This is a genomic window from Sphingobium sp. LSP13-1-1.1 (assembly GCF_040676415.1).
Taxonomy (GTDB): Bacteria; Pseudomonadota; Alphaproteobacteria; order Sphingomonadales; family Sphingomonadaceae; genus Sphingobium.
Map to the genome: position 1 here is coordinate 1 of NZ_JBEGHU010000026.1, position 11,924 is coordinate 11,924.

At 62.1% G+C, this 11,924-nt stretch carries 9 protein-coding genes and 1 pseudogene; 4 read left to right on the forward strand and 6 right to left on the reverse strand.

Features of this window, described 5'->3' with window-relative positions:
* Positions 1-223 precede the first annotated feature (223 nt).
* The 4 genes from MRBLSP13_RS14950 to MRBLSP13_RS14965 form a co-directional block, all read right to left on the reverse strand.
* Positions 224-634: a DUF6152 family protein gene (locus MRBLSP13_RS14950; protein WP_363735904.1), complete on the reverse strand. Its 411-nt coding sequence runs from the start codon at positions 632-634 to the stop codon at positions 224-226.
* A 135-nt stretch (positions 635-769) separates the two neighbouring features.
* On the reverse strand, positions 770-1,966 hold the full coding sequence (locus MRBLSP13_RS14955) for a serine hydrolase domain-containing protein (protein ID WP_363735905.1): 1,197 nt from the start codon (positions 1,964-1,966) through the stop codon (positions 770-772).
* 57 nt (positions 1,967-2,023) lie between these two features.
* Positions 2,024-2,629 carry a YceI family protein gene (locus MRBLSP13_RS14960; protein ID WP_363755329.1) on the reverse strand — a complete coding sequence of 202 codons (606 nt, stop codon included), beginning with the start codon at positions 2,627-2,629 and terminating at the stop codon, positions 2,024-2,026.
* 285 nt (positions 2,630-2,914) lie between these two features.
* Complete coding sequence (locus tag MRBLSP13_RS14965; protein WP_363735907.1) at positions 2,915-5,170, reverse strand: TonB-dependent receptor; 2,256 nt, start codon at positions 5,168-5,170, stop codon at positions 2,915-2,917.
* Positions 5,171-5,651: 481 nt separating this feature from the next.
* Here MRBLSP13_RS14965 and MRBLSP13_RS14970 point away from each other — a divergent pair, with 481 nt between their 5' ends.
* The 4 genes from MRBLSP13_RS14970 to MRBLSP13_RS14985 all read left to right on the forward strand — a co-directional run bounded on the left by MRBLSP13_RS14970 (position 5,652) and on the right by MRBLSP13_RS14985 (position 11,366).
* Complete coding sequence (locus MRBLSP13_RS14970) at positions 5,652-8,258, forward strand: TonB-dependent receptor (protein WP_363755331.1); 2,607 nt, start codon at positions 5,652-5,654, stop codon at positions 8,256-8,258.
* A gap of 117 nt (positions 8,259-8,375) precedes the next feature.
* On the forward strand, positions 8,376-10,382 hold the full coding sequence (locus MRBLSP13_RS14975) for a PQQ-binding-like beta-propeller repeat protein (protein ID WP_363755333.1): 2,007 nt from the start codon (positions 8,376-8,378) through the stop codon (positions 10,380-10,382).
* Positions 10,379-10,846, forward strand: a complete 468-nt coding sequence (locus MRBLSP13_RS14980) for a c-type cytochrome (RefSeq protein WP_363755335.1) — start codon at positions 10,379-10,381, stop codon at positions 10,844-10,846. Before MRBLSP13_RS14975 ends, MRBLSP13_RS14980 begins: the two co-directional genes overlap by 4 nt.
* 133 nt (positions 10,847-10,979) lie before the next feature.
* The gene (locus MRBLSP13_RS14985) at positions 10,980-11,366 is read left to right on the forward strand and encodes a c-type cytochrome (RefSeq protein ID WP_363755337.1); all 387 of its coding nucleotides are present in this window, start codon (positions 10,980-10,982) and stop codon (positions 11,364-11,366) included.
* 33 nt (positions 11,367-11,399) lie between these two features.
* Here the strand turns inward: MRBLSP13_RS14985 and MRBLSP13_RS14990 are convergent, their stop codons facing one another.
* Together MRBLSP13_RS14990 and MRBLSP13_RS14995 are read right to left on the reverse strand one after the other, a co-directional pair.
* The gene (locus tag MRBLSP13_RS14990; RefSeq protein ID WP_363735912.1) at positions 11,400-11,639 is read right to left on the reverse strand and encodes a hypothetical protein; all 240 of its coding nucleotides are present in this window, start codon (positions 11,637-11,639) and stop codon (positions 11,400-11,402) included.
* Positions 11,640-11,674: 35 nt separating this feature from the next.
* A pseudogene (locus MRBLSP13_RS14995) lies at positions 11,675-11,924 on the reverse strand (hypothetical protein); the annotation flags it as partial.

The window sequence follows — 11,924 nt, forward strand, 5'->3', positions numbered from 1 at the left end:
ACCGCGATCGACCAGTGAAGCGCGATCGATACCAGGCCATAGCGGTGTTGCGCGCACGGCATTGACTATCCCTTCATCGATCGGGAGTGAATTTCGCGGCTGAGCGGTCCCATACCCGCTTTCGCCCAATCCATCCGGGCGATGGACCTCGGGAGATGTAGCGTCGGCATGCGTCCGGCAGGGGCCGCCAGCAGAAGTTCAGGAGGTCGCCCGATCCGGAGGCCTAGAGGCGTAGGCGCTTCGGATCGACGCCGACCTCCGCAGGCTTGGCACCATAGGGTGTCCCATTCGCCGTCACCGCGAGCACGAAGGCGCCTCCGGGACGGCCGTCGCGCAACGGCCGGATCCCCATCACGACCTTGTCACCAGGCCGAAACGTTTCACGGGTGATACCCATCCGCTCCAACACCACGGGCGAGACCAACTCCACGTCCCATCTCTTCGCAGCAGTGGTGCCTTCAGGGGCCGCCACGATCGAAATCCACGAATGAGGATTCAAATATGAGAACGACTTGATCGTGCCTCGCAAAATGACGAGCTTCTGATTGTCGAACATCGCCGTCGAATGATGCGCTGAAATCGGGGAGGCAAGTCCAGCGGCCAGGATCGCGATGGCCAAAAGAGCACGTTTCATCTCAACATCCTTCGTAGCTCACCGAACCGACTAGCAAAGCCATTCTTTGATTTAGTGGTGTTAGTTGCCGGTTATGGACAGTGTGTTATTAGACTAGGCTAAACGTGGTTTGTCGCTCACGCCTCGTGAGCGCACTCACGGCCGCCATGCCGAGGCGGCCGCCATGAAGCTGAGCGTCTCCTTCATCGCGTCGCCCTTTTCGAGCGGAACGTAACTCAACTTCACGACTACCGTGCGGGTGATCGGATCCACGTAGATGAACTGGCCGCACAACCCGAGCGCGAAGTACGCATCGCTGTTCTGAACGGTCCACCACTGGTAGCCGTAGCCGCCCGTCTCTCCTTCCTGCCCTCCAACAGGCGCAGTGGCCTGGCGCACCCAACCGGCGGGAAGGATCCTCTGGCCATTGCCGACCCCGTCCTGCAGCATCATCTGCCCGAAGCGTCCATAATCCCGCAACGTCGCGTTGAAGCCGCCGCCGGTGAACTCCCGCCCGATCCCAGGAGGGCCGTCCATGATGTAGAAGGCGTCCCGTTCCGTGCCGAGCCGTTCCCAAATCCGACTGGACATGTAGGCCGAGGCGCTCATCCCGGTTACCCGTTCGACAAGCCAGCCGAGCACGGCGGTGTCGATTGTCTTGTAGTCGAATGTCGATCCTGGAGCGTGTTTGCGCTTGAGGGTTCGCGCCACGTCGGCGAAGCGGACACGGTTCTGAACCAGCGCTTCCTCGTGATTGATAGAAGCGACGCTTGGGTTCTTCCAGTCGTAGCGCTCGTCGTAGTCAACGCCCGACCTCATCTCCAGTATTTGCCGGATCGTGACGCCCTCATATCCCGTGCGCCGCAGTTCCGGCAGGTAGGTGACGATACCGTCATCCAACGACTTGATCCTGCCCTCGCTCACAGCAAGTCCCACCAGCGTGCCAGTCAGCGACTTCGACATGGACCAGGAAATGAACCTGCTCTGTGCATCCGTCCCGTTCCGATAGATCTCCGTCACGATCTTGCCGTCTTTGATGATCAGCAGCGCATTCGTGTAGTTGCCGTCTAGGATTTCACTTGCCGGCTTAGTCGCTCCACCATAGGAGTAGGAGAAGTTCATCGGTGCGTCGGTGCGGGGCAGTTGCCAGGGCGCAGCTGCATGGCCGACGACACGCGTCTCGAATAACTCGTCCATGTTATGGAAGAGCACGGAGCTGATTGCCGGATCGAAGATTGCGCGGCGCGCGGCGACTACCGCAGGCGACGGGGGCTCCGCTGCTAATGGCAGCGAGAGTGTTGCCGAGATCGCCAGCGCCAGGAAACCCTTCGCTTTGCGGAGTCCAACATTCATCACTCACTCCCCGGCAATGGGATGATGCGGTCAATCGGCCACCCCATCCGTTTTGAATCAGTTCTTTACGAAAGCGGCGTTGATCTCGAGCTCGACGTCGTCTGCTACGGCCGGCGCGGCCATTGCGACGCCGAAGTCGCTGCGCTTGATATTGCCGGTCGCGCTGAATCCCACGTTGAGCGCGTTGTTGGCCATGGGGTTACTGCCGGCGCCAAGAAAACGCGCGTTCAGGGTGACGGGCTTGGTGACATCCTTGATCGTCAGGTTGCCGACGATAACGGCAGCATTCTTTCCGGATGGCTTAATCGAAGTCGACACGAAGCGGGCGGTGCCGAACTTTGCCGTATCAAAGAAGTCGGCGCTGTTGAGATGCTTGGTGAACCCTGGAGCGGTCGTGCTCAGTTGCTTCATGTCGAACGTAACCTCAACCTTCGACGCCGCGACCTTCGCAGGATCCAGGGACAGTGACCCTCCCGAAGCTCCGAATTGGCCCTGCAGCATGCTGAAGCCGAGATGGTTCAGCTTCCAGGTGACCTGGGTGTGTGCAGGATCCACCGAATAGGTTCCCGCTGTCGTCCGCGATGGGTCTGGGGTACCCGGCACCTGACCGGACAGCGCCGTTGGCGCGGCGGACAGCGCGAGCAAGATCAATCGAATGTTCATCAGGCGATCCAGTCCATCAAATTTTCTCGGTAACCTAACGAAGTGACAAGCTCCGAAAAGTCCCATTCACCCGCTTCCGTGGTGTTTCCTGAAGGTAAAGCGGTGATGAGCAGGCACCGCGCCCACTTCGTCGACAGCGCCGGCCATGCGACTTAGTCCGGAAAGTTAAGAAAGGGGGGACTCACCCAAGCCCGCGTCCGGGACGGATGAGGCTGCACTCCTGTCAAAGTGCAGCCTCATCCACGGGGATCGAGCCGTGACCGCTACGAAGAGCTGCCCGTGCAATTAGAACCGGACGGTGGCCTGAAGGCCCCACTCACGCGGACGGGCGGGATTCTCCACGCGAGCACCGGCGGTGAAGCCGCCAGCATAATCCACCCCTCCCGTCAGATAGTACTCGTTCGTAAGGTTCGTGACGAACAATGCCGCTGACCACATCTCGTCAGCAGAGTCGAACTGCAGTCGCGAGTTGACCAGGTGATAGGAAGGCATCTCGACGGAGTCCGAGATCGTCACCGCGCTGCGTTGCCTATCGGTGTAGGTATAATCGCCCGACAGAGTGATCTTCTGGCCACCTTTCAAGGGAAGGACGTACCGCCCACCGACCGAAATCTTGTACTTAGGCGTCCGCTGAAGTTCCGTATCGCGGGTCAGGTTCGGCAGGGTGACGACCGGCCCGAGCACGCCTTCGGGATAGGCCGAATAGGTGAGCGCGGGCACTCGGGTGTATTCAGCGTCCAAGTAGGAGCCGGCGAAGTTGAAGGACAGGCGGTCGGTAGCTATCAGTTGGCCTTCCAGTTCCACGCCGCGGATGCGTGCGTCGCCAGCGTTGGCCGTCGCAAGTATGATCTGGCCGGCAGTGGGAATCAGCAGGTTGAACTGGATGCTCTTCCAATCCGTCTGGAACACCGTAGGGTTGAGGCGCAGTCGGCGATCGAACAGGTCGAGGCGCGCGCCCGCCTCATAGGTCCAAGCCGTCTCTGGACCGAACCCAAGCCCGTTTCCGGGGAGCCGTGCATCCGCAGTGAACCCTCCCGCGCGGAAGCCGCGCGATGCCTTCGCGTAGAAGAGGGCACGCTCGGTAGCCTGGAAGTTAATGCCGATCAGTGGCGATGTGTTCTTGAACATTGAGGATCCCGGTGCCGTGCCTTCGACGAAGTCGGTGCTCGTCTCCTTCGAGTAGCGCAGGCCGCCGGTGACCGAGAGGGCTTCGGTGAAGTTGAAGGTTGCCTGGCCGTAGACCGCCTTCGACTCCACGTTGCTGCGGCTCGCTGGATCAAGCGGGAAGGCATCCAGACCAATTGAAAGGATGCCGGACTGTGACCTGCTCCTGCTGTCGTAGTAGTAGACGCCGGTTGTCCACTTCAGACGTTCATCGAGCGCCGATCCGCTCGCCTGGAACTCCTGCGTAAATACCTTGGCGGTGTTGTCGTCAGGCGTGACAGACACGAAGTTGAGGGGCGTGCTGTCGGTGTCGTAAGCTGTCGAGTTGTTCGCCTTGGTGTAGGCAGTGATTGACTTCAGGTGGAAGTTCTCCGTCACGTCGTAGTTCACTACGCCCTGATAGACCTCGAACTTCTGTCGCGCAAATTCCGGCGAACCAAACCCTGCGAAACTATAGCGCGACCGCGACAGATAGCGGTCGTCGTACGGTCGCGTCTCGCCGCCCAATGCTCCGAGGCCGATGAACAGGGCGTTGGGATTGATCGCGGTCACGCGGATCGCTTGACCGTTGCTCCGCTGACGAAAGAAGTCGCCCTTGAGATCGACCGTCAGGCTCTCCATCGGCTCCCAGCGTCCTTGGACGCGGATTTGGCTGTAGCGCTCAGCTCCGCGATAGATCTGGTTGAACTCGTCAAGTACGTAACCGTCCTTCCTCTGCGATGCGCCGGTAAGGCGCACGGCAAGCGTCCGGGTCACGGGAAGGTTGATCGCGCCCTGGATGTCCGCACGATCGTAGCGTCCGACGGTCCCATCGACGTATCCGCCGAACTCCTGCGTGGGCTTGTTGGTGATGAACTGGACGGCACCGGCGATGGTGTTGCGGCCGAACAGCGTCCCCTGCGGACCGCGGAGCACCTCAATGCGCTCGACGTCGATAAGCCTGAGGAGATTGCCCGCCGAGGAGGAGAAGTAAACGTCGTCGACGTAGATGCCGACCGCCGCCGAAGAGCTTCCGTTAACTCCCATGCCGCGGATCGCATAGCCGCCGCTCGTCGCCTGGCCGGACGTGTTTCCGACGGACAGACTGGGCGTGAAGGAGTTGAGGTCCAGCAGGCTGCGCGCGCCGCGCTCCTGCAAAGCCTCGGTCGTCAGCGCGGTCACGGCGATCGGCGTCCGCTGGATGTTGGTGGACGTGCGGGTGGCGGTGACGAAGATGTCCTGCAACCCGCCCGAGTTCTCATCCACTTCGGCCTGAGTACCCTGCGCCGCCGGTGGCTCTGCAGGCGCCGCCTGCGCCCAAGCCGTTTGCGAAGCGCAGACTAGCGCCGCGCTCGCAACCCCCGCCATTAGGGTACGACGAACCATGAACTGCACCATCTCTTTCCCCCTTGCCTTCAGCGCGTCCGTAAGGATGCGGCCAATCAGATCGTGCTTCTCGCAACCTCTGGTGGGGAACCGGTAGTCTCGCAGACCCTCGCGGAGAGGGTGTCAAATTGACACCTTATGGGAGGCGATCATCACCAAGCAAGCTCGCTCGGGCGGATGGCGGTTGATTCGCCTCTCTTTCAGGCGGTTGTTCGACGCATGCCAGCAGTGCCTGTCCCGTGTGCAGCGTTGATGCCGCACTCGCCTGCAAATCAGCAGCATGCCATTGCACTCGGAGAGTGCCGGCGCGTCGGAATGGAAGCGCCAGTTGTATCCTGCGGTGGAAAAGGTACAAGCCCCAGACCCCTCGGCCTCGCTCCTGGTGCTCTGCGGACAACACCCGCTCGCACTTTGACACCTTTGCCGGAGGCTAGTTTCGATCAGTCTGACGAGCTTGGGGTTGGAGGCTTCAAGTCAGTTGGGGGTAGGTAGAATGGTTGGTGAGCAATCCATGTGCGGCAATCACGCGCTTCTCAGAACAGCTTCGGCGCTTGCTATTCTCGCTGCGGCGATGTGCTCCGGAACCGCTGACGCGCAGGCGGCCCCAGACGAGACGGTGGCACCGGGCAACGATATCATCGTGACGGCGACACGGAGTGCTTCATCGATCTCCAAGGTCCCAGTCAGTATCGCGGCGGTCACGCAGGAGCAGATCAACAGGACGGGCGTGCGCGAATTCGCCGACCTGATCCGCCTCACTCCGGGCGTCAACCTGACGAGCACCAGTTCCGGTTCGAACCAGATCGCGATCCGCGGCATATCCTCTGCCGCCGGAGCATCCACCACCGGCGTCTACATCGACGACGTTCCCATTCAGGTGCGCAGTCTCGGCTACTCCGCCGGCACATATTTCCCGGTCTTGTTCGACCTCGAGCGGGTCGAGGTGCTCCGCGGTCCCCAGGGAACCCTGTTCGGATCCGGATCGCAGGGGGGAACCATCCGCTTCATCCAGCCGACACCGTCGTTCAACGACTTCCAATTCCGCGCGCGGGCCGAGTTCGGCGACATCGATGGCGGCGGTCAGAGCTACGAGTTCGGAGCGGCGGTCGGTGGGCCGATCGTCGACGACAAGATCGCCTTCCGCGCAGCCGGGTACTTCCGTCGTCAGGGGGGCTTCGTCGATCGCATCGCCGGCACCCCTATCGTGGCAACAAGCGGCGGCCAGCCGGTTGTGGACGGCTCGCTTGGCCCGGACGGGCTGCGCCTCGAGGGTGCCAGGACCGTCTACGAGGATTCCAACTGGACCGAGACCATCGCCGGACGCTTCGCGCTGGCGTTCAACGTGACCGAAAATCTCGTGGTGACAGGATCTTTCAATGTCGAGGACCAGACGCTCCACGATGCTACGAATACGGTGTGGGTCAGCGCCTCACGACCGGGCCGAGGTGTCTACGCCGCTCCAGTCTTCGCGGCGGGCTCGACCACGCAGCTCCTGAACGATCCGAATGATCCCGGGAATCCCGCTACGGGCCAGCCCTTCCTCACGGGATTGGAGGCTCCGCTCTATGACAAGGGCTCGGACCGGCTCTACCTTCCATATGTGACCGTCGACTGGTCCAACGATGCGGTCCAGCTGATCTCAACGACGGCGTGGCTGGCCCGCAACCACAGCCAGTGGGTCGAGGCCACGAGCAGCTACGGCTACTCGTTCCTCGGCTTCGCAGCGCCACGCGTCGGCGATTCTGCGCGCGACATCCTCACCGACCGTCAGCGCAACTTCACGCAGGAGGTGCGGCTGCAATCCGCTAATCCGGACGCTCGTCTGCGCTGGGTCGTCGGGGGTTTCTACAGCAACAACCGCCAACGTTCGTACGAAGAGGACTATGTCAACTTCCTCGGGCGCGTGCCGTCCCTGTTCGGCGTCACCGCGGCGGACGGCCCCTATCCGGGCACCAGCGCGTTCCTCAACGCCTTCGGCGTACCGCTCGGACCGAACTCCCTCGTATACTCGGCAGAGTTCTCGTCCCGCGAACGGCAACTCGCCGGGTTCGGCCAGGTGGACTTCAAGATCGTGCCGCAAGTCACCCTCACGGTGGGTGGTCGCTACGCTTCCAACAAGGTCCGGTTCGACACTGTCCAGGGCGGTCCGCTCAATAACCTGAACGCCCCCTATGGAACGCCGTGTCCTGACGCGGCAGGCTGCACGCCGGGGCAGGGGGCGTTCGCGCCGGTGTTCCCGATCGAACGACAGTTCAACAACGAAAAGGTGTTCACCCCGAAGTTCGGTATCTCGTGGGAGCCGGACGACCGTAACTTGATCTACGCGACGGCGTCGAAGGGCTTCAGACCCGGCGGCGCGCAGGTCCGTGTTCCGCCGGTTTGCGGGGGGGATCTCACTAGCCTTGGCTACGTGGATGCCAACGGCAACCCGGCATCACCCACGTCGTACGAGTCGGACACGGTCTGGAACTACGAAGTCGGTTCGAAGAATCGAATGCTCGGCGGCAAACTGCGGTTCGACGGAAGCATCTACCTCATCAAGTGGGACAAGATCCAAACGCAGCTGCAGCTGCCGACTTGCGGCTATCTATTCGTGGACAACCTCGGTTCGGCAAAGTCACGAGGCTTTGACGCGGCTGTGAAATACAGTCCCATCCCGCAACTCGATCTCAGCGCGTCGGTCGGCTACAATCGCACAACGTTCAGCGAAGAAAGCCTTGTCTTCCAGAAGGGCGACTTCGTGCCGAATGCCGGATCCCCTTGGACGATCTACCTCTCAGGCGAATACCGTATCCCGATGCGCGGAAACGAAGGGTATCTGCGCAGCGACTTTACCTACACCAGCGCCCCTCGTCGGACCGGCAGGGTCGATCCCGACAGTCCCTTGTTCCAGCCGTTCGACACTCCACGGCCGAGCGTGAGCCTCGTCAACCTGCGGGCAGGCATGCGCTTCGATCGCGTCGACGTGTCGGTGTTCGTCAATAATGCGCTCAACTACAACCGTGCACAGGGCGTCGAGAAGTACGTCAACAGCCCATTGTACACGACCAGCTATCTCCGGCCCCGTACAGTCGGCGTCACCGCCTCGTACCGCCGATAGCTGCGGCAGGTACCGTGGTTGTGGTGCAGCGCATCCGCGCCACGATCAGTTCCGCAAGGCGGTTGCCGCTAGAGGGCTGACGGGGATTGTTTCGACGCAGAGGAATACGAATTCGAGATGAGCGAGAACGACAAGGTGAACTTCCGAAAAGCACGTGGCTTGCTCTCCCTGGCCCTCTTGCTGTCCCCGTCGAGCGTCCTAGCAGGCGGCGCCGACACGTGGAGCTACTTCGGTGGTTCTCACCGCTTTGACCGCTACTCCTCGCTTGCGAACATCAACCGAAGGAATGTCGATCGGCTGGCGGTCGTCTGGAACCGCCCGGGCGTCGACGAAGCGCTGCTGACTAAGTTTCCCGATCTGCAACCATCGCCCTATTTCCGGGGTACGCCGCTGATCCGGGATGGCATCCTCTATGCCCCTAATGGGGTGGGGCTGGTCGAAGCGTTTGACGCAGCGACCGGCAAGACCGTCTGGGTTCAGCAGCCGTTCAAGGCCACCTTCCGAGAAGCGGCCGGACAGAGCAGCCGGGGCGTTGATGTTTGGGGCACGGGAATAGAGGCGCGAGTTGTTTCGGTGCGCGGCGAATATCTCTACGCCTTGAACCTCAGCGATGGGAGTCCCGTGACGGGATTCGGCGAGGGCGGTCGTGTATCGCTAAACCGTAACACGCCGGATGGCGCGGTATACTTCAACTTCAATGGCCCAATCGTAGTGGGCGACGTGATCGTGGTCGGTGGGAACGGCGGCGGCAAGGTCGGCGTAGGCTATGGCGACAGCGGCAACGAAAAGGAGGCCCTGCCCGAGAACATCCGCGGCTACGACGTTCGCACGGGCAAGCTAGTTTGGACATTCAAGGTCATCCCTGACCGGGGCATGCCAGGCGGCGATAGCTGGGGAGGAGCCGAGGCCTACTCGGGCAACATGGCCGCCTGGGCGCCGATCACCGCGGATGACGAAACCGGCCTTGTCTATGTACCTCTATCGGCGCCGACTAACCCCAACTACGGCGGCCACCGCCCCGGCGACAACCTCTACTCGAACAGCTTGGTCGCCCTGGACGCCAAGACAGGTCGAAAAATCTGGCACTATCAGACCGTTCATCACGATCTCTGGGACTTCGACAACGTTTCACCGCCGGTGCTCGCCGACTTCAAGACTGGCGGACGCACGGTCAAGGCAGTGATCCAAGCCAACAAGACAGGTTATATTTTCGTGCTCGACCGCGCGACCGGAAAGCCGGTGTGGCCGATCAACGAACGCCCCGTACCGCCAAGCACCGTGCCTGGGGAGCACGCCTCGCCCACGCAGCCATTTCCATCGCGTCCGGAGCCGGTCGACCGGATCGGCCTTGCCGATGACGACCTCATTGACTTCACTCCAGCGCTTCGCGAGGAGGCCATGCGAATACGCGACCAATACGTGCATGGTCCGCTCTTCACGCCGCCGACGGTGAACGCGAAGGATCGTCCGGGCACGAAGGGTACAATTTCCTCCCCTGGTGATATCGGCTCGATCGGCTGGAACACCGGGGCGTTCGATCCCGAGACGGGCCTCTATTATGCGGTGTCCATGACCGCGCCTGGCGTGGTCGGAGTGAGCAAGACGACGGATCCGAAGGCGACCATAGACTACAGCTGGGACGTCGGCTTCTCGGGATCGCCGCCACCGGGCAATCCGTACGGCATCGGTCCGCGAAACGAGTTGCCGCTCACCAAGCCGCCCTACGGCCGGATCACGGCGATCGACATGAAGGTCGGCAGACAAGTCTGGATGGCGGCGAACGGGGAGGGGCCGCGCAACCACCCGCTGCTCGCGGGGCTACAGCTGCCGCCGCTCGGATATCCTGGCAGGCCGGCAGCGCTCGTGACGAAATCGCTGCTCTTTGTCGGGGAGGGGAGCGATGCGGTGTTCGGCGGGTCCGGCGTTTCGGGGGAGTCCGTGTTCCGCGCCTATGACAAGGCGACGGGAAAGGTGGTCGGCGAGATCAAGCTGCCCGCAGGAACGACAGGCGGACCCATCACCTATCAAGTCAAAGGAAGGCAGATGATAGTAGTACCCATCGGCAACAGCAAGGTCGGAGGCCGTTGGGTCGCCTTGGCCGTGAACGAGGTGCCGGCACGATGAGCAGCGCACGCAGAGCCGGCACACTTGACGAGCGACGGCGGATCTCGGGATTGCGAGTAGCATGCGGGTCCGTCCTGGCGGCGCCCTTTCTGATCGCATCGGCGCCCAGCGGTCCAGCATCTCCTGCGTCCGATACTCGGGCCGTCGCAGTCCAGATCGCCACCGGCAAGAAGGTGTTCGGGGAAGTCTGCGCCGCCTGTCACGGCATGGATCAGGGCCAGCCGAGCGACGCCCATTCAGCAAGCCTGAAGGGACAGCGTTTCCTCACCTCCTGGAGCGGCAAGCCAGCCAGGGCGCTCTATGGGCGGATCCTCAGCACGATGCCACAGAACGATCCCGGCTCGCTCGAAGCAGAAACCGTTCTCAACCTAACTACCTACATCCTGGCGGAGAATGGGCAAGCGCTGCCGGATGCCGGGGTCAAGGAACCGAGCGAGCTGAGCAGCATCACGATCGGTCAGTAATTTTTGTCGAAGCCCGCGGCAAGCGCTGCAACGCAGTAGAACGAGTGCAGACGAACGGACGCCGCAGCTGTCGCCGCGCAATGATCATCAAAGGATTGGAGTTAGCATGCAGTTGAGTCTCCCTCGTCGTGCCATGGATCTCGTCAAGTCGAACGCCGCTGGCCTCGCGCTTGCGTTCGCCAGCGCCGTCGCTCTGTCCACGGCCTCCGCACAGGCCGCTCCCGCGGATGGGGAGGCGCTCTTCAAAGGGCGTTGCCAAATGTGCCACACGCACAAGGTGGACGGGAAGAATGGCGTGGGTCCCGCCCTCTACGGCATCGCAAAGCGTCCTGCGGCCTCGGTGCCGGCCTTCAACTATTCCGCCGCGCTGAAGAACTCGAAGCTGGTCTGGACCGAAGCCGTCCTCGACAAGTTCCTGCTGGCGCCGAGCAAGATGGTACCCGGCACGCGGATGGTCACGGCTGTGCCGTCCGCCACCGAGCGCAAGGCGGTCATCGCCTATCTTCTCAGCGCGAAATAGGCGGGGCGAGGCGGGCTCGTTGGCGGCAGGGCCTCAGCGGCGCGTGAAGAAGAGAAGGCTGGCCTTCGTCGTTTCGCGTCGATCATCCACAGTGTAGCCAGTGCTGGCAAGCGCGCGGCCACCTGCGGTCAGCTCGCGTCGAAGAAGCCCGCCCTCGCTGCCCGCTGCCAACGCCGCTCCCGCGTGGTCTCGCTGATCTTGTTCAGGATGACCGGCGCGGTTGCCGGCGGCGCGGCGTGCTCCCATCTTTCCGAAGCGGTGATCTTGAAGCACAGGAAGCACTCCTGGATCCTCTCTCAGGGTTCCTGTCAGAAGGCGGCGAGAGTGAAGCCGATGAGACGACCACACACGACCACCATGATCCAGAACAACAGCGAAATGCCGCCAGCCATCCTCGCCGCCAGCGGAAGCGTGGCACTGCGATCCCAGCGATCTCGGCCGCGCCAGGTGATGCTCTGGAACAGCAGCATGTTGAGCCCCGCCAGGACGAGGCAGACCATCTTTGCGATGAAGTAGGTGTTGACAGCGTAGGCAGTGGCTCTGCTGACGAAGAGCAGG